We start from the raw sequence: 17,078 nt of genomic DNA, 5'->3' as shown, positions 1-17,078 counted from the left end.
GGATTGGAGCCTGCTGGGCGTCCTTGGTGCGGCGGACCTGCCGGCGGTGCCGCTGGAAGCAGATCAATCTAGACAAGCTTCCTGCCGAGCACCGGGCGAAGCTCGTCGCGCAGCTCGAGGAAGTCTTGCGCAATGCCGGAGGTCGGAGGAGGGGACCTCCGTCGAGACCACGCAGGGGGCAACTTGCTCAGACGACATCTCTAAGGCGTACGCCGCCACCAGCGCGGCCGGAGCCTGCGGGCTTAATCAGCGGGCTATCGCGAGCCTGACCGCGACCGTCTCTTTGCCCGCCTGCATAAAATTTCTGAATCGTTGGCGCTGATCGATTCATTTATTTAATTGGACGGTCGATTCGGTAATTGCGATTCTCACGCATGTCCGAACTCACCGTGCAATACCTCGTGCTAGAACGCCGCGATCCGGCCCGTAACATGGCGCGGTTCTATGTGCTCTCGATCGAGCCGACGCTGTTTGGCGATACGGCATTGGTGCGTGAATGGGGCCGTCTCGGTGGGCGCGGTCGACGGCGGCTCGATCTGTTCGATGGTCACGTGCAGGCCGTCGAGGCTCTTGAGTCGTGGCTCAGACGAAAAACCCGTCGTGGTTACGTCCAGCGGCACTCGTCAAGCTGCGACCCGGCGTGAGATGGCTGGGCTGGACGAAAAGCCGAAATAAGTATATCAAAGTAATCCAAGGTCGTTTCAGTCATATTCGCAAGACTTGCAAAAGTATTCCATAATCAATCTTATGCGAATCATCAGTGTAGCCGCAATATCGAGATGACCCCCTCCGCAAAGTTGAGATGGCACTTCACGGTTGGAATGCAGTTGCGGAGAACGGCAATCGTGGGGTGTCGATGAGCGAAGCCGAGTTTTTGCGGCTCAATGTGCTTCTGGAGGTTCAAGCCAAACGACTGACTGTGGCCGAGGCGGCCAGCGTACTGCGGTTGCAACGGCGACAGGTGTTTCGGCTGTTGCGGGGGCTGCGGCAATGCGGTGCGACGCCGCCTGCCCTCGGTCCACCAGCCGCGTAACCGCCGGGAGCACCACTGGTTCGAGAACCGCGGGCCCGAGCGCTCGCTGATTGCTTATCTTGATGACGCGACCAGCCGGATCCTGCACGCCGCGTTCGTGCCGTCCGCATCAGCACTGGATTATCTACGTGAGCCCCGAACGTATGTGGAGCGCCACGGCCGGCCGATCGGTGGCAGGACGCGAATCTTGCGATACCTGATCTCAAGAACGGCCTGGTCGGGATCGCCGTTGCTGTCTCTGACTTCGATGCGATGGAGCCCTTTGACGGCGACCTCGTCCATTTCGTCGGCAATCGTGTGATCCCCGTCTCCAGCCAAGCGGTCGACGCAGATCCTGATCAGGAAATGAGTTCCGATCTCCTGTGCTGCGCAGAAAAGCTCGTAGATGTCACTCTCGCGATCACCGATATGGATGCGGCGTCCGGGATGATCCAAGAGTTGCGTAGACTGCTTGAGAGTTTCCAACCACCGGACGCTTTCTTTTTTCTCAGGGAATCCGGGTCGGATTGATCTTCTTTTTAAGCGCTGCCGTCCCCTTGAATTTCTTCCGGGTCCAGAACTTAACGGCCGCCAACCCCAGCGGCACCCCCTCGATTGTAACCGCGAGGCTCGAATGCATCAGGGTGCCGCAAACCGCGCGGGGCTCCGTATCATCCCCAGACCCAGGGAGGGCAAGATCGAGCGCTGGCATCAGACGCTGAAGAACCGCATCCTGCTCGACAACTATTACTTACCCGGCGATCTCGAACGACAGATCAGTGTCTTCGTCGAGCACTACAACCACGTTCGCTACCATGAGAGCATCGACAATCTCACGCCGGCCGATGTCTACTTTGGCCGAGCACAGACAATCCTGGCCGAACGTCAGCGCATCAAGTGCGACAACATCGCAAATCGTCGCTTGCAGCATCGACTGCAGGCCGCTTAAAGTCTAACCCCTGATGAGCCAGAGCCTCCCTTCCCGAGCCGCCTAAGCAGTCTCAAATCATCTGACGACGGACAGAATGAACTTGAGCCTATCCATTTGCTGTAGGCCTCCCTGAGTGACTGTCAGAGCCAACCGAGAGCGTCTGTTCTGGTAGCTCCCGTCTCGCCATAAGCTCCGCGATCGTGGCAAGTGCGACGCACATTTCGGTTCGCCCCTCAGACCATTCTCGGAGCACCGCAACAGCGTTCTCGAAGGCCTGCTCATTGGTCATGGCATGATCTCCACGAAGGGACGCATTCAGCCGCGCGGGCGCGTAGTCCTGCGGGGACGCACGGACGGCTTAGAAGGCCGTCCGTGCGAACTTACGCTGGGCGCGGCGTCTCATGGGATGCGCGAAAGAAGAGCAGCCAAGCCGATGGCTCACTCAGCAATCAGCATGCCAGAATGCAGGCGTGCGGCTGACTACATGCGCTTTCAGAAAAGCGCACGGACGACGAGAGGCCGCCGCCCGTGCGAAAAGTGTCCCGGTCGAGACTTGGCCACCTTGGTGAGGGCTGTCACTAAAGCAGCCAAGCCACAGATGTCCCGTCAACGAGCGTGCCAAAGCGAACTAGAATGCAATGAAGGAAAGCGAATACCGAGATTGCAAGACTTCTGACGCGGATATCGTTCAAGCCGGCTTGGTTGAGTTGGTCTTCTGCTTTGAGGGCCGTCTAGGTAGCGAAATGGTCCTTTGAAGCTCTGCAAGTGTCAAGCAACGTCGGCCGTCGAGATAGTCCCCTCGCACCGTTTGTCGAGCGCCTTTGGCTTTCTTCAAGGCGTCGTTACGGGAAGTCACGGCCAAGTCTCCGAGTTCGTACGGCTGCGCAAAGAAGAGCTTGGCTGTCTCATGGGGTGTCAACGTACGAGCATCCAAGCCCGTGCATGCCTCAGCAATCAGCGTGCCAAGCCGTTGCAGGATTCATGCGGTAGGATGGTGCACTTTCATCCCGCGTCGGGCGCTCCTCACCGCCCCTCTGTGATGACATTCCGACATACTCGTCATCAGCCGGACGCAACCGTATCAGATCGAACAACGAGACAGACAGAAAACTGAGGTTCAGTGACGCCGAGGGCGCGGGATGATTGGATCAACCTCGTCGCGGTGTAGAGCGATCAACTCACCGGGCTGCAAGCCGAGCCGTTGCAACTGCTCCTCTTCGAGTGGGCAGTTCACCATTGCGGCCTTAGCGCCGCTATCCTTCAGGCTCAGCTTTACAGCTTCTGCAGGGTCGTCGGTCGCGACCGCGTAGGTTACGTGCCTGAATGCTTCGTCGTCGCCGTCTTCCTCGATGGCGACAGTTACCATCTAACCTTCCATCTTGCTGCGCTCCGGGAGGGTATTTGATGTCGGCTCGTGGAGATAAAGCAAATTCGAAGCCGTTCCGTAGCATTCCGGAAACCTCTTCCCCTCGCACCGCAGGGCTGTCCGGGGAAGTCAGGCATAGCGGAGCTCGATCTGGTCTGTGTGGGTTATCGAGTTGTTTGCTTGGGTTGATCGGTGGAGGCTTGTCGATCGTGGCGATGGCGCAGCGCGTAGATACTCGCGCGTTCGGAGAAGCGCACGACGGCGGCGCAGCCAGGCGCACACGTCTCTCGGCAATCAGGGTGCAAGCTTGGTCATAGAGCGCGGCCGGAGACTCGCGCGACTTCCGGACAAATATGTTGTTAAGCCGTATCGCTCTGAGCCCGCAGAGTGCGTTCGCCCATCTTGGATGTTCCTCCGCGCTTTTGCTTGCCGCCTGTCGATCTTTGAAGAGGTGTTGGGCCAAGCTAGGCGGCAAAGTCCCGGCCGCTGGGAAATGTCTCGACTGGTCGAGCCAAGGTCGCAATTGCCACAAACGGAGATCGGGCCAAGGCCAGGAACAGTCATCAGCCTCCGTGAGTGCGTTCTCTCAAGCGGGTCGCGCGATTTCTTTTGGTGCAAGATCCGCAATCCTGTCATTGAAATCGGCGAACAGATCAAGCATCAAAAAAAACATGGCGCGGGCCACATCGGAAGCGGACTGATCATCCTTCTTCCTCGATCAGATCGACCAACTTCGCCAAGTGGGGGCCCTTGGCAGCCATCTAACCGTATTCCGTGAGGCGATCCTCGGATTGCTGAGTTCGCTGCCGCACCGGCAGGTCACGGGTCCGGAACACCAGAACCGCCGCTTGTTGCTCTTTACTCTTCACGGCCACGAACTGCATGCTCGGCCGCTGAGCGGCCTCGCAAACTGCTCCAGCAAATCGTCGCGCGCGGCTCGCCCAAAGAGGGCGCCATGGCTTTGGTTACGTAACGCGTTCTCTCCGGACTCCTTGCTGCCGCAGCGCCGTTGCTTACCTTCAAGCTCGCGCTCTCAGAAGATATCTTCGGCGGCGCCAACGTGATCGACGCGCCGGAGACAATCTGCCGCGGCAAGGACAGTGAACTCTGTCAATGCCGTCAGCTAAAACGTCCTCTTCGGTGAGTACCACGACCGTATCCGGGCGGCGTCCATTGTCATCTAATCTAGCGGCTGCTCCAGCCTCCCTGATTTGCCATCATCTCCCCCCGGACGATCCAATCTCGTTGTTGACCTGATTCCGCGGTGCGCTTTCGATTCAAGTATGATCGCCTGTCGCAGGAGCAAGCGAGCCGTCTGCTCGGACGACCATCTTGCGAGAGAGAGGCATGTCACGCGGCGGAACAATTGATCGCTCGACTTTCAGCGGGCGGCGGCGAGCAAACGCTGCGATCAGGCGTTGGCGCTAGCGAGCCTTCTCAACAGCCGCCTCTATAGCCGCCTCTTTGGCACGTAGCGCGGCCCGGTATGCCCTTTGGGGCTCGCGACACCAGACCTGTACTTCAGTTACCAGCCAATGCGCATCGCCGTTCAAGGCTGTCGCACGGGGAAAATTCGGCATTTGCGCCCAACGGGCGATCGTCGCTAGCGTCCTCCTAAATTGCGCAGCGAGCTCGGTCGCTGTCATGTAAATCCCCTCAGGGTCAATTGGAGGCTGTGCAACGTTCATCGTCACGATCCCGTTGGTCATTAAGCCGATGCCATCACGCGTGACACGATATAGGAAGATCCAAGCTGCGACCGAGTGCACCTGATCGAATATCACTAGAACGCGAGCGATCATGCTCGTCGACGATGAAAGAGCAATACGACGATGGGATCGTCGTGACGGCGCCAGGGCATGCGGTGCGTCTCCAGCGGAGCGATTGGCGGCGACGTCTCGCGTCCGACGTCAGGCGCTTGCATTTGACAAGTTTCCGTAGGTTCCGGTTGATATCGTAACGAGCGTTAACGCCGCTGCTCATGCTGCCACCTCACCGCGCAACCAACGCAGACGGTGTCAAAAGCTTAAGCTGTAGCGATCCTAGAGGTAACTGCTTGATCTGGTAGTAGGCAAGGCAGTCATCGCTTTGACCCGGCGCTTCGAACGTATGGTTGCGCGGTTGAAGGCTCAAGCAGCGGTAGACGCGCCGAGTCTTGCGGCCATGGCGTCAGCCTTCACGACGCAACAGGGGGTGAACGCGCCGATGATTCTGGGCAGCCTAAGGAGCGTAAGCGGATACTTGCGCACAAGCTCTGTGCTCGCCACCGTAAATTCATCAGGACCTCCGCGCTCGCGGATGACCTCTCGAAGTTCGGCCAACTTGGCGGGATCGGCAGAGCGATTAGCGGCCTCGAAAGCGGGTATGAATTTGAGCCTGTCCATTGGCTGCAGGCCTCCCTGAGTGATCGTCGGAGCCAACCGATCAAGAGAGCGTCTGTTCTGGAGGCGCCGTTCTCGCCATTAGCTCCGCGATCCTGGCAACGCTCGTTTCGGTCTGCCCCTCAGACCATTCTCGGAGCACCGCAATGGCGTTCTCGAAAGCCTGTTTACACGTCATAGCATGATCTTCACGAAGGGGCGCTTTAGCCGTGCGGCTGACTACTCGCGCTTTCAGAAAAGCGCACGGACGACGGGGAGGTGCCGTCCGTGCAAGGTTCCGGTCGAGACTTGGCCGCCTCGGCGAGGACCTCACTCGGGAAGCCAAGCCACAGATGTCCCAGCAACCCACGTGCCAATCGAACTATAATGCATTGGAGAAAGAGAATAGCGGCTACTAATCGCAGGACTTCCGACGTGGATATCGCTCAGCCGAAGCGGTAGGGCTGGTCTTCCGTTTGAAGATGGGCTAGGTAGCGAAATGGTGCTTTGAAGCTCTGCAAGTGTGTCAAGCGGCTCGGTCATCGAGATGTGCCCTTCGCACCATTCGTCGAGCGCCTCTTTGGCTTTCTTCAACGCCTCTTTACGACAAGTCGAGGCCATCGAGCGCGAGCTGGTTCAGATCCAGCGAGTAAATCCGATGGCGAAGTTGCTGTCCTCGATTCCGGGCATCGGTCCCGTAACGGCCACGGCTCTCGCCGCGTCTGTGCTGGACACGACCATGTTCCGCTCCGGGCGGGAGTTCGCGGCCTGGCTTCGCCTAAGCAAAATTCCACCGGCGGGAAGGATCGGCTCGGCCGGATTACGAAACAGGGCGATTCCTATCTCAGGCACTTGCTTGTCATCGGAGCACGCGTTCGCTACCCGAAGGCACGCTCCCGGGTTGGAGGCGGCTGGATCGAAGCCCTGCTGGAACGGCGTCGACCCATGGTCGTCGCCATCGCCGTTGCCAACAAGTTGGCCCGGATCGTCTGGGCGATGGTGACGACCGGGGACGTCTATCGGCCTAAGCTCGCGGTCTGACTTTCCGCGTATGTTGACCACTAATGGTGTGAGGGCAAATGACAGCATGATGGACACCGGCGGAGCTGGAGATCGAGCAAGCCCGAAGAGCTTTAAGCGAAACACGCGCGACCCGTTGATGAGGCCTCGATCCGCGATCTCCATCAGGGCCAGCGGCCATGGCATCGGTCGCACTGACAGGCCGTATACATGAACGCACCCGACCGGTATCCAAAGCGCTGTTGAAATCCCTTGCATCCGCGGGGCCGTCTATACATGAAAGCTTGGCTCCATCCTCTCAGGAGCTGGAGCCTCCGGCAAACCCGGGTCGGTTCATAAAAGCGCGTGCCTGGTGTCTGACCACGATCCGGTCGGACGGCCGCCCCCTAGAGTAGGTAGGAGCCCGATCCAATGTTTATGCTGTACTGTCAGTCGCCGTTAGCCTTTCGAGCTGGATCTGTATCTTCAGGCGGATCGCGGGAGCTGCGGCCCGTCCGTGGAGCATCGGGATTCTGTTGATGTAGAGAAAGATTACCAACTTGCGCGCCTTGAGTTAAGAAGCGCACTGCCCAGATCGAAAGTACGATGCTAGTCCAAATATAACGGGTCATGATGGAGTGTATGTCCGAGCGATCTGCTGTCAAAATGACGCCATGTGAGGGCAATGCGTAACGCCACGCGCTGAACGAACGGGTCAGCATTCTCGGGCGCGACCTTGTTGCGACGGGTAGAGAGCTAAAGCGTCAGTGGTCGGGATCCCGAAGCCGGGACGCCTAAAGAAAGAACTAGCCGCATGAAGTTAGGATACAAATACAGAAGCGGTACCCGCTCGCGTCAAGGGCAAGAGGTGCGTGGCCCGTTCGAACAACCACACCCCATTCCGATTTAACCCCGGCCCGCATCTGTATTGGCATTGTGGTCTTAAGCACTGTTCTGCTGGTCGGGATATTAATGACGCACGTCGTGCCGTAAGTCGCCCCCAGTTGGCGGTTGAAATGGACCCCGATTTTCGGACCATGTGCTTAGTTAGAGGGCTGCGCCGTTTGATAAACGAACGCAAGAAAGCCCTTGTTGGCCTCGATCATGCCGGCCGCGACCCATCGTAAGGCCATACCGGCATCTCGCCAGCGTTTGACGTTGCGCGTGACGCGGCGAATGGTACCCCGGCATTTTGCGATATCCTTCGTCACCTTCGCCGTAGCGTTCTTTCTAGTAATGGGTACATGGTTGCCCACGCGTTGCCCAAAAGGTGATGAAATTTGACTAACGCTGATCGTGCGTGAGTACGACGGTGTGTCAGACAATGCTTGATCTTCCTGCTAAGACACCCTCGCGCGTTGCAAGCAACTTTGGTCCCCGAGCAGGACTCGAAACCCCCTGTCACGATTTCACGTCTTGACGCATCTCTTCAACCGCCGTGCGGCCGGGTTCGCGACTAAGCAGCGCGGGGATACCGGCGGCCGGGACGGCATCACTGAACAGAGAACCTTGTCCTTCTGCGCAACCATTGGCCACCAGATAGGCCAGCTGGCCAGCGTCTTCGACACCCTCGGCCGTGGCCGTCAAACCAAATCCATTTGCAATGCCAAGGATAGCACGAACGATCACCTGGCTGTCGGTACTGTCGTCGAGATGCGACACGAAGCTGCGGTCTATCTTAATCTTGTCGAGACGAAACGAAAGCAGCTGGCTAAGCGTAGCATAACCCGTACCGAAATCATCGAGCGCGATGCGGACGCCGGCTTGACGGAGTTCATCTATCACGGTCTTCGCAACCCCGGTCTTTTCCACGAACGCGCTCTCCGTAATTTCAATCTCCAGGCGGCTCGGACTGAACCCGGTTTGCCCAAGGATCGATAGAATGCGCTGTCCAAGCGCGGGGTCACGCAACTGAATTGGCGAAATATTGAAGGCAAGCGTAAACATCTCCGGCCACGTATTGGCATCAAAACAGGCGCGGCGAAGAAGCTGATTGCCAAGCGCGTTGATGAGGCCAGTTTCTTCTGCAATCGGAATAAACAAGTCGGGCGGAATATGCCCAAAAGTCCTGTTTTCCCAACGCGCCAGGGCCTCGAATCCGATGATGCAATTACTTTTGAGCGAAACGAACGGCTGGTAGTGCGGCTCGATAATATCGGCCGTTATCGCGCTGCGAAGCTCTCGCTCGATCTCGATACGCCGCTCGACATGCATGTCCATCTCTGGTTCGAAAAAGCGAACACACGACCTGCCATCGCCTTGTGCGCGATAAAGTGCACGTTCTGCGTCCCTGACCAATTCGTTGAGATTGACGCCGTCAATCGGAGCGATGGCGATGCCAATTCCAACACCAAGCTCGGCTGACCCCGTCTCGATCGCGAAAGTGCCGCCGGCGGACGCCACAATACGGCGCGCCAGATTGGTAGGATCCTCAAGGGAGGTAATGTCTGGCATGACGATCCCAAATTCGTCGCCTCCAATCCTCGCCAGGACGCCATCCGTGCGCAAGACGTCGGCGAGCCTGTTGGCAAATTCGCAAAGCGCCTTGTCCCCCGCTGCGTGGCCATGCGCGTCCTTAATTCTCTTGAAGCCCCTAAGGCCAAGCATCAGAACGGCCACCTGGTGGGTGTCGCCGGCGAGGCCGAGGCACGCATCAAGTTTTTCATCAAACAGGCGACGGTTAGGCAGGCCGGTCAATGGATCATGTCGCGCCAGATCGCGCGCTTCTGCTTCTGCAATGGTTCGTGCTTTGGTTTCTCGGGCGAGATCTCGATAGCGGCGAACACTAAAGATTGTCAGCGCAACGCTCAGAAAGAATGCGACGAACATCATGAATACGATGGCGTCGAGTGCCGAATCCGCATAGCCCCGTCCCAGCTGAAACAATCGAGGGCCAAGCTCATAAACATGCGCCAAGATCGAAGCAAGAACGACGCCCCCAAAGAGAGCAATGAAATCCCTTGTGGCAGAACTACGCCAATCGAACCAATCGGCGCGCAATACGCGCGATCGTGGATTTGACAAACTCATCACAGTCGAACCTTCGCTGACGCCGGTTATTCCAGTAAGCTCTTACAAGTAGCACAAAGACACGCTTAGCACCAGCGGGTGTGCGCCGATTGCCTGAACTCGACTAACGCCTCGCAAGGCCCGCGACGGTAAGCGCGCGAATGAACGAAGCCTACGCGGCAATCACACGATTGCGACCTTCATGTTTTGCGCGATAGAGCCGCTGATCTGCGACGTTCAGCAATCCGTCAAGGGTGTCTCCATCGCGCCCGAGCTCCGACACCCCAACACTGATGGTGACGCGGACCGACGGCTGGGCGTCGACGTCCAATGCAGTGCCTTCAATCGTCGATCGTAGGCGCTTGGCTACCGCGCAAGCCGCGTCGAGCGTCGCTCCCGGCAGCAAGACCATGAATTCTTCACCGCCCACGCGCGCGACAGAGTCATAAGGGCGAATTGCCTCCAGACACTTTCGCACGAATGCACGGAGGACCTCGTCGCCGACGCTGTGACCACGTGAGTCATTGATATCCTTGAAATGGTCGAGATCGAGCGACAACAGAAATAATAGAGCACCGGTTCGTTTGGCCCGCGCGATCTCGGCGCCGATATGCTCGAGGAAGTGTCGCCGATTTCCGGCACCGGTCAGTGGGTCGGTGGCGGCAAGACGCTCTAACCTTTGATTGCTCACTTGAACTTGCTGTAGTTTGAGTCTCGACCATCGATTCGGCCAGGCGGGCCGTCTTCTTCCTGGCTATAGATGGTCGAGAACGATTGCGTCGTTCGGAACGCCTGGACGACGCCATAGCTGAGCAGGAAGAATCCGCCAGCAAAGATCGCGTGGGCGAGCCACCACATATGATTCCAGGGCGCCGCCAGAATGAATGCGAGCGACGATAGCGCAAACCACGCGACCGAAATGCCGAAAATAAGCATGAGCGGCGAGTGAAGCCGCCGAGTAAGCATGGCCGTGACGTTCAGCGCGCTGAACACTAGTGCGCCGCCCTCCATGGACAAGCGTACCGCGGGGTGTCCCGCATAAGGGGAGTAGGCGATCGGGGCGACGGCTATGTCCATCGTCAGGAATAGGCCGAACCAGATCAGCCATGCGCGCGGAACCGAACACCTCTCGACCTCGTCTGACGGCTGGTTGTAGCTGAGCAGCCCAACGAAGAGCAGAATCGACATCGCGAGAGGCGACGCTGACTTATAGAGCAGAAACAGCCAAATATTGCGGTGTGCCATCTCGGTGAAGGCGCCGTGCGGCGAATAGACCAGCACGAAGCCGAGAAAACCCAGCGTCAACCAACGCAACAGAGGTTCGCCTGGAGACTGGTAGGAACGCCACGTCATATAGGTGACGAACAGCCCTTCGAGAGTGGCGACGGCAATCGCGAATTCGTGGAACAGGTGATTCTCGAACTTTAGCGTGGGATCCTGCTGGAAATACAGGTAGGCGATGAACTGGGCCGGCATCAGGGCGAAGGCGATGAGGAGAAGGCTCATATACGCCTGTGTGACCAGCCGGAGCGCGTTGGTCGGTTCGTGTACCGCAAGATTGGTGCTCATATGCGTATACCGTCTCCCATGATGACCTGCGGTCGTTTCATGGACTCTCGGCCGTCTCGCGGGATACTTTGTCCCAGAGCACCTTCGGTCCTTGTGTACTACCCAGATGAAGGAACCAGGATGCGTCGCGGCCGAACGGCCATTCAACAATTCTGCGCCCGCGATCACCGCTGCGCGGGAGCGACGGAGGCGTGAGCTTAAGCTTTCTGTCCATCTGGGGCACCCCGTCGAGCAGGCGGCGGCACCGACAGTGTCAAACGCCATCCGGAACTGAGGGGCAGTTTTCCATGGCGCGCGACACCGACAGGGTCGGCCTTGTCGTTCAGCAGATTATTCCGGCTCCTGCCGCGAGTTGTCACGGTCTGCGAGGCGCTCGAAAACGCCCATCGAAAGACAAGGAAATCACGATCCCGTTGAGGAAGCAGTCTGCATATTACCGTACTCAACCGTCTGCCTACCGCCCGCCGGTAGTGCCGCCGCCACAATCGGTCCGTTACTGGTTCGGCTCCGTGTCAACACGCGTAATGAGCAAAATCGTAAGCGTCAGCCCGCTTTGATTGACGAGTTTCTTTTAGGCCATCTGCGATCTCCTTCGTCTGGGAATGTCCCGCACTGCGCGACCGGGGCCGTTAGGTTACGTAAGCTTGTTGAGTTGGCCGCCTGCCAAACCTTGTAGGTTCGCTAACGCAACCAGTGAGATTGGCTTGCGGCAAGGAGGAATTACTCGATCCGTCCCGGATGATCGCCGGTCCAGCTCTATCGGGCCCGCGGCCAGCAGCGTGGCCCATGTCTGGAGCCTCCTGACGCGGCGTGTCCGCCCCAGGTGTTGACACGCGCGAAGTCAATCAAGCACGTGGGACACTGATCGGCGTCCAGATCCCACGCCGATTCACAGTGTCTTCCGTCAGCGTCGAGTCTTGCAGCCGCTTTACGAGCGCGCGGTTTAGTCACACCATAAGTAGAAAATGACTGTTGAAAACGTCGAGGTTGTGTGCAACTCTCAGCCACCCAAGATAGCGTCAGTGGCCATCAATGGGCCGTCTTATAACGCCCCGTTCGGTGGGACGGTGCGCCATGTCGAAGGGGCACCCCAAAAGCACATTGGCCGTTCAGGATTACGGTTTCTGAACTCCGCGCGCACTGACAGTTCAGGGTCCGGTCATCATGAATCACGAACAGCAGAAGCCCTTTCCCGAAGATCATACGTCCATTAGCAAGGACGAGGAATCGGGCGCACGAGGGCTGCAGCGCGATTTGCAGGACCGCTTGCAGCCGGCGGACGACGAGCCGGTCAGCGAGCCTGTCAATGATAGCGCCCCCCATCCCGAAGCGCCCGCAGGCTCGGGCCGGATGGTTCGCCGCTTGCTCAAGGTCGGCATTGGCCTTGCCATCGTCGCCGTTTTCGGATGGCTGCCGCTCAAGGCCGTGTTGCAGACCTCGAGCGTGGAGGCCGTGGTCAATGCCAGGATCGTGACCTTGCGCTCGCCGATCGACGGCACCGTGAGCGCGAAGCCGCAAAAATCCACGCAGCTCAGCGTGGTTCGCGAGGGCGATACGATCCTTCACGTCGTCAACGCGCGCGGCGATCGCGCCCGGCTCGATGATCTGCGGCGGCAGATGTCCCGGCTGGAAAATGAGCGCCCGAGTCTCGCGGTCAAGCTTGCGGTCGCCGAGACGGCGCAACAGGATCTTGCCCGCCAGGCAGGCCAGTTCCGCGACGGCCGCATCCTCCAGCTCGAGGCCCGGATCGCCGAAATCCAGACCGCGATCGAGGCCGCCGCCGCACGGCGGGAGGAGGCCGTGGCCGCCGTCGAGCGGGCGTCGTCGCTGATCAAGTCGGGCAGCGTGTCGACGGTCGAAATGGCCCGCCTGACGCGCGAGCAGGCGATCTCGCAGCAAACCGAAATCGGCGCGCGACGGCGCCTCGACGCCGCCAAGGTCGAGCTCACGGCCGCCAAGAACGGCACCTATCTCGGCGACAGCTACAATGACCGGCCGAGCTCCGTGCAGCGCGAAGAGGAGATGCGCCAGCGCGTCAGCGATCTGCGCGCCGATCTGGCGCATGCCGATGCGGAGATCGGCTGGCTGACCCACGAGATCGCCGCCGAGCAGCTGCACTACGTCAACCGGGCCGAAGCCGACATCAAGGCCCCGGTCGGCGGACGCATCTGGGAGATGATGACGTCGCCCGGCGAGGACGTCCGGGCCGGGCAGCCCTTGCTCAAGCTGCTCGATTGCAGCGGCGCGGTGGTCACGGCGAACGTCACCGAGAGCGTCTACAACGGGCTGAAACTCGGCGAGCAGGCGAGCTTCGAGCCGAATGACGGCAGCGCCGCGCTCCAGGGCGAGATCGTCAACCTCACCGGCGCGTCGGGCGCGCCCGCGAACCTTGCGATCAATCCGGATGCGTTGAACAAGGAGCCGTATCGCGTGACGGTCTCGATGCCGGCGCTCGACACCACGGGCAAGGATTGCGCGGTCGGCCGCACCGGACGCGTGGTGTTCAACGCGGACGCGGCAAAGTCATGATGGCGGCATTTGCGCCCGGGCTGGTCGCCTTCGGCGCCTGTCTTGCAATCCTGCCCTTGCTCCATCGCGAGCAGACCCTGGCCCGCGTCATGATGACGGGCATGTCGTTCGTCCTCTTGGTCCACTATTTCGCGTGGCGGGTGACCCACACCCTGCCGCCTCCGGGCCTCACCGCAGATGCGTTGGTTGGCTATCCCTTCATGCTGGCCGAAGCGGCCTCGATGATCGCGGTGTGCCTGTCGCTGCTGTTCCTCAGCCGCACGATCGACCGTTCGCCTGAGGTCAATGCGATCCTGCGCCGATCGAAGTTGCCCGCAAACGCGCCGCTCGTCGACGTCTTCATCTGCACCTACAACGAGGAGAAGGCGATCCTGGAGCGCACTATCATCGGCGCGACCGGGCTCAACTATCCCAATTATCGCGTCTGGGTGCTCGACGATGGGCGCAGGCTCTGGCTGCGCCGGCTCGCCCAGGAGCTCGGCTGCAACTATCTGACCCGTCCGGACAACCGCCACGCCAAGGCCGGCAACATCAATCATGCGCTCCAGCACGTTTCTGGGCTACCGGAGCGGCCGGAGTTCATCTCGATCCTCGATGCGGATTTCGTCCCGATGCCGGACTTCCTGACCCGGGCCATGAGCCTGATGCAGGACGGCAGCGTCGGCGTCGTGCAGACGCCGCAGCACTTCATCAACCCGGATCCGATCCAGACCAATCTCGCGGCGACCGACGTGTGGCCCGACGAACAGCGCTTCTTCTTCGACATTTTCATGCCGGCCAAGGATGCCTGGGACACGGCATTCTGCTGCGGCACCTCATCGCTGATCCGTTTCTCCGGCCTGATGCAGATCGGCGGCTTCCCGACCGAGTCGGTGACGGAGGATTACCTCGTCACACTGCGCCTGAAGGAGAAGGGACTGCGCACGGTCTATCTGAACGAGCGCCTGACCATCGGCCTCGCGCCGGAGGGACTGAAGGAATACATCACCCAGCGCGGTCGCTGGTGTCTCGGCTTCATGCAGATCTTCCGGGGCCGCAGCGGTCCGTTCTCGCGGCGATCGAAGCTTGCCTTCATGGACCGGTTGTCGCTGGTCGACGCCTTCATGAGCTGGGCGGCGGTCTACGGCACCAAGGTGTTCGGCCTGGTCGTGCCGTGGCTTTATCTGCTGTTCGGGATCAAGGCGGTTCATGCCGACCTGTTCGAGCTGCTGAAATATTTTCTGCCGTTCTATGTCTGGCACGCCTTCACGATGGCCTGGATCTCGCGCGGCCGCTCGCTTGCGATCATGACCGACGTGTCGCAATACATCGCGGCGCCCGCGGTGTTGAAGGCGGTCGTGACCGGCCTCGCCAGGCCGCAGGGCCACAAATTCAAGGTGACGGCCAAGGGCGGCGACCGCAACCGCCGCTTCATCGAATGGCCGCTGCTGCGGCTCTATGGCGCCGCCCTGCTGATCACGCTGCTGGCGATCGCCTATGCCTTCATCCTGCATCTGCGCGGCGACAGCATAGCCTATGGCGGGCTGGCGCTGGCCTGGAGCCTGTACAATTGCGTCGTGCTCGCGATCGTGTGCTTCATCTGCATCGAGCAGCCGCGGCGCCGCAAGGCCGAGCGGTTCGAACGCGACGAGCCGATCCTGATCAATCAGGACAGCGAGATGCGCTTGATCCGGATGGCCGACATCTCGATCTCGGGCGCGCGCTTCATCGATCCCGTCCCGCCCGCCATCGGTTCACTGATCAAATGCAATGTCTACGGACAGAACGTCGCCGCGACCGTCGTCCGCCGCACCCGCGACGGCTTCGGCGTCCGCTTCGAGGACGCGGTGGCGACGCGGGTCAATGTCGTGCGCGCATTCTATGCCGGCGAATATGTCCGCGCCTTCCACGGCGTGCGCGCGGCGCCGGTCGGCAAGGCGTTGCTGATGCGGCTGTTCGGTTAGCTAGGATGTTTGATCCCGGGTTTTGATGGGGCATTCTTGTCTGCCGAATCAAAGGATGCACTATGGGCCAGGTTCTTCATGGGAGCGCCACGACGACAGAGGCGATCCGTCGAGCGATACAGCATAGTCAAGCGAGCCTGAGAACGCTGGCAAAGCGCTACGGCATCAACCAGAAGACCGTCGCCAAGTGGAAGAAGCGGACCTCGGTCGCCGACCTCCCAACCGGCCCCAAGCGGGCAAAATCAACGGTACTGTCCGTCGAAGAGGAGGCGGTTATCGTCGCCTTCCGGCGCTACACGCTATTGCCGCTTGATGACCGCCTTTATGCACTGCAGCCGACCATCCCGCAACTGACACGCTCATCACTGCACCGCTGTCTGCAGCGCCACGGTATCGGCCGACTGCCGGACGTCGAAGGCGACAGACCGGCAAAGAAGAGGTTCAAGAGCTACCCGATCGGCTTCTTCCACATCGATATCGCCGAGGTGCGGACCGAACAGGGTAAGCTCCACATGTTCGTGGCGATCGACCGAACCTCCAAGTTCGCTTACGTTGAACTGCACGAAAGGGCTACCACCGCCGTATCAAGGGAGCGAGGCGGCGATGCCTTCGCGGCGGCAGAGCTCGGAGATGTTCTCCTCGCCCCGCAGCCCCTCCAGCACAATACGGATCTTCTCTTCCGCAGAGTAATGCCGACGGGTCTGGCGCCGGATGTCCTTCAACACTTGTTCAGCCGCCGGCTTACGCGGCCCGGATTTCTGCTTCATCTTCGCTCCTGGTGGCTACGATGAACCAGAAATCCTCCTTCCGGAAAACCCTTCAATCTGTCTCAAGAGTGCTGACGGCGAACACGCGCGAGGAGCAGGCGGCAATCGAGATCGAGGTCGGCGCGGTTCGCATCCGTGTCAGGGGAACGGTCGACCGGCGGGCGCTGTGCGAGGTGCTGGCGGCAGTCGGGACGGTTGGCCGATGATCGGGCTGCGACCCGGGTTGTCGATCTGGATCGCGACGCAGCCGGTCGATTTCCGTCGCGGGATGGACTCGCTGGCGATGCTGGTGAGCGAGGCGTTTGGAGCCGATCCGTTCGACGGCGGACTTTACATCTTCCGCTCCAAGCGCCGCCAACACGCGACATTCTGCATACAGTCTTCGAAGCGCGACAATTGCATATCCGTGGCATCTGCTTTTTCGGCGGACGCTTCAGGTCGCACCTTTCCGACGCGGCAAGGATTTGAAGTGCATCTATACCGAGGAGCGGCGTGGGTTTAGCCGCGAGGTTCCCAATTGGATGTTCGACGAAAGCTACTGTGCCGGCATGGCCCTTGGGCCGCCGCAGGTCAGTATTGAGGGGCTCAACGAA

General features: G+C 59.8%; 12 protein-coding genes and 7 pseudogenes. 10 read left to right on the top strand and 9 right to left on the bottom strand.

Translation table 11 applies throughout. From position 1 onward, the window contains the following. The first annotated feature begins 374 nt into the window (after nucleotides 1-374). The 4 genes and pseudogenes from ALC15_RS36620 to ALC15_RS36605 all read left to right on the top strand — a co-directional run. Nucleotides 375-644: a WGR domain-containing protein gene (locus tag ALC15_RS36620; RefSeq protein WP_050631478.1), complete on the top strand. Its 270-nt coding sequence runs from the start codon at nucleotides 375-377 to the stop codon at nucleotides 642-644. 158 nt (nucleotides 645-802) lie between these two features. Then, nucleotides 803-1,199, top strand: a pseudogene (locus ALC15_RS46785) (hypothetical protein); the annotation flags it as partial. An 86-nt stretch (nucleotides 1,200-1,285) separates the two neighbouring features. Continuing rightward, the gene (locus ALC15_RS45625; RefSeq protein WP_050631476.1) at nucleotides 1,286-1,543 is read left to right on the top strand and encodes a hypothetical protein; all 258 of its coding nucleotides are present in this window, start codon (nucleotides 1,286-1,288) and stop codon (nucleotides 1,541-1,543) included. A 126-nt stretch (nucleotides 1,544-1,669) separates the two neighbouring features. Further along, nucleotides 1,670-1,961: pseudogene (locus tag ALC15_RS36605) on the top strand (integrase core domain-containing protein); the annotation flags it as partial. A gap of 1,099 nt (nucleotides 1,962-3,060) precedes the next feature. On the opposite strand, the gene ALC15_RS36600 reads toward ALC15_RS36605, so the two are convergent. From ALC15_RS36600 to ALC15_RS45620, 4 genes and pseudogenes are all read right to left on the bottom strand, one after another. Further along, nucleotides 3,061-3,309: a hypothetical protein gene (locus ALC15_RS36600; protein ID WP_050631475.1), complete on the bottom strand. Its 249-nt coding sequence runs from the start codon at nucleotides 3,307-3,309 to the stop codon at nucleotides 3,061-3,063. Nucleotides 3,310-3,689: 380 nt separating this feature from the next. Continuing rightward, nucleotides 3,690-3,922: pseudogene (locus ALC15_RS48025) on the bottom strand (transposase); the annotation flags it as partial. 181 nt (nucleotides 3,923-4,103) lie between these two features. Further along, nucleotides 4,104-4,229, bottom strand: a pseudogene (locus ALC15_RS47355) (IS110 family transposase); the annotation flags it as partial. A 1,209-nt stretch (nucleotides 4,230-5,438) separates the two neighbouring features. Further along, on the bottom strand, nucleotides 5,439-5,693 hold the full coding sequence (locus tag ALC15_RS45620) for a hypothetical protein (RefSeq protein ID WP_050631473.1): 255 nt from the start codon (nucleotides 5,691-5,693) through the stop codon (nucleotides 5,439-5,441). A gap of 646 nt (nucleotides 5,694-6,339) precedes the next feature. Between ALC15_RS45620 and ALC15_RS48020 the strand changes: the two are divergent. Continuing rightward, nucleotides 6,340-6,540, top strand: a pseudogene (locus ALC15_RS48020) (transposase); the annotation flags it as partial. 1,171 nt (nucleotides 6,541-7,711) lie between these two features. Here the strand turns inward: ALC15_RS48020 and ALC15_RS45615 are convergent. The 4 genes from ALC15_RS45615 to ALC15_RS45245 all read right to left on the bottom strand — a co-directional run bounded on the left by ALC15_RS45615 (nucleotide 7,712) and on the right by ALC15_RS45245 (nucleotide 11,246). Next, nucleotides 7,712-7,879 carry a hypothetical protein gene (locus ALC15_RS45615; RefSeq protein ID WP_210168618.1) on the bottom strand — a complete coding sequence of 56 codons (168 nt, stop codon included), beginning with the start codon at nucleotides 7,877-7,879 and terminating at the stop codon, nucleotides 7,712-7,714. A gap of 190 nt (nucleotides 7,880-8,069) precedes the next feature. After that, nucleotides 8,070-9,698 carry a putative bifunctional diguanylate cyclase/phosphodiesterase gene (locus ALC15_RS36580; protein ID WP_050631471.1) on the bottom strand — a complete coding sequence of 543 codons (1,629 nt, stop codon included), beginning with the start codon at nucleotides 9,696-9,698 and terminating at the stop codon, nucleotides 8,070-8,072. A 151-nt stretch (nucleotides 9,699-9,849) separates the two neighbouring features. Beyond that, a complete protein-coding gene (locus tag ALC15_RS45250; protein WP_200914733.1) occupies nucleotides 9,850-10,368 on the bottom strand; it encodes a GGDEF domain-containing protein in 519 nt (172 codons plus the stop codon). Next, entirely contained in the window at nucleotides 10,365-11,246 is an 882-nt protein-coding gene (locus tag ALC15_RS45245; protein ID WP_200914732.1) for a hypothetical protein, read from the bottom strand. The genes ALC15_RS45250 and ALC15_RS45245 overlap by 4 nt, the downstream gene beginning before the upstream one ends. A 1,164-nt stretch (nucleotides 11,247-12,410) precedes the next feature. On the opposite strand from ALC15_RS45245, the gene ALC15_RS36570 reads away from it, so the two are divergent. The 3 genes and pseudogenes from ALC15_RS36570 to ALC15_RS36560 all read left to right on the top strand — a co-directional run. Beyond that, nucleotides 12,411-13,775, top strand: a complete 1,365-nt coding sequence (locus ALC15_RS36570; RefSeq protein WP_244486421.1) for an HlyD family secretion protein — start codon at nucleotides 12,411-12,413, stop codon at nucleotides 13,773-13,775. Then, complete coding sequence (locus ALC15_RS36565; RefSeq protein ID WP_050631469.1) at nucleotides 13,772-15,718, top strand: glycosyltransferase; 1,947 nt, start codon at nucleotides 13,772-13,774, stop codon at nucleotides 15,716-15,718. The genes ALC15_RS36570 and ALC15_RS36565 overlap by 4 nt, the downstream gene beginning before the upstream one ends. Before the next feature lie 62 nt (nucleotides 15,719-15,780). After that, nucleotides 15,781-16,311, top strand: a pseudogene (locus tag ALC15_RS36560) (transposase family protein); the annotation flags it as partial. On the opposite strand, the pseudogene ALC15_RS42505 reads toward ALC15_RS36560, so the two are convergent. Then, nucleotides 16,309-16,485, bottom strand: a pseudogene (locus ALC15_RS42505) (transposase); the annotation flags it as partial. The pseudogenes ALC15_RS36560 and ALC15_RS42505 overlap by 3 nt on opposite strands. Before the next feature lie 68 nt (nucleotides 16,486-16,553). Here ALC15_RS42505 and ALC15_RS44355 point away from each other — a divergent pair. Then, the gene (locus tag ALC15_RS44355) at nucleotides 16,554-16,691 is read left to right on the top strand and encodes a hypothetical protein (protein WP_157860968.1); all 138 of its coding nucleotides are present in this window, start codon (nucleotides 16,554-16,556) and stop codon (nucleotides 16,689-16,691) included. Then, nucleotides 16,688-16,987 (top strand): IS66 family insertion sequence element accessory protein TnpB, encoded by a 300-nt coding sequence (tnpB, locus tag ALC15_RS44350; protein ID WP_157348978.1) that lies wholly within the window; start codon nucleotides 16,688-16,690, stop codon nucleotides 16,985-16,987. The genes ALC15_RS44355 and tnpB overlap by 4 nt, the downstream gene beginning before the upstream one ends. Nucleotides 16,988-17,078: the final 91 nt, after the last annotated feature.

The sequence above is a fragment of the Bradyrhizobium viridifuturi genome (genome assembly GCF_001238275.1).
GTDB classification, from domain to species: Bacteria; Pseudomonadota; Alphaproteobacteria; order Rhizobiales; family Xanthobacteraceae; genus Bradyrhizobium; species Bradyrhizobium viridifuturi.
This window is presented reverse-complemented; position numbering and strand designations above follow the sequence as displayed.

What these genes read in the sequence shown, in the direction of transcription:
- ALC15_RS36620 (WP_050631478.1), top strand. Translation starts at nt 375, where the DNA reads ATGTCCGAACTCACCGTGCAATACCTCGTGCTAGAACGCCGCGATCCG.
- ALC15_RS45625 (WP_050631476.1), top strand. Translation starts at nt 1,286, where the DNA reads ATGGAGCCCTTTGACGGCGACCTCGTCCATTTCGTCGGCAATCGTGTG.
- ALC15_RS36600 (WP_050631475.1), bottom strand. Translation starts at nt 3,309, where the DNA reads ATGGTAACTGTCGCCATCGAGGAAGACGGCGACGACGAAGCATTCAGG.
- ALC15_RS45620 (WP_050631473.1), bottom strand. Translation starts at nt 5,693, where the DNA reads ATGGACAGGCTCAAATTCATACCCGCTTTCGAGGCCGCTAATCGCTCT.
- ALC15_RS36580 (WP_050631471.1), bottom strand. Translation starts at nt 9,698, where the DNA reads ATGAGTTTGTCAAATCCACGATCGCGCGTATTGCGCGCCGATTGGTTC.
- ALC15_RS45245 (WP_200914732.1), bottom strand. Translation starts at nt 11,246, where the DNA reads ATGAGCACCAATCTTGCGGTACACGAACCGACCAACGCGCTCCGGCTG.
- ALC15_RS36570 (WP_244486421.1), top strand. Translation starts at nt 12,411, where the DNA reads ATGAATCACGAACAGCAGAAGCCCTTTCCCGAAGATCATACGTCCATT.
- ALC15_RS36565 (WP_050631469.1), top strand. Translation starts at nt 13,772, where the DNA reads ATGATGGCGGCATTTGCGCCCGGGCTGGTCGCCTTCGGCGCCTGTCTT.
- tnpB (WP_157348978.1), top strand. Translation starts at nt 16,688, where the DNA reads ATGATCGGGCTGCGACCCGGGTTGTCGATCTGGATCGCGACGCAGCCG.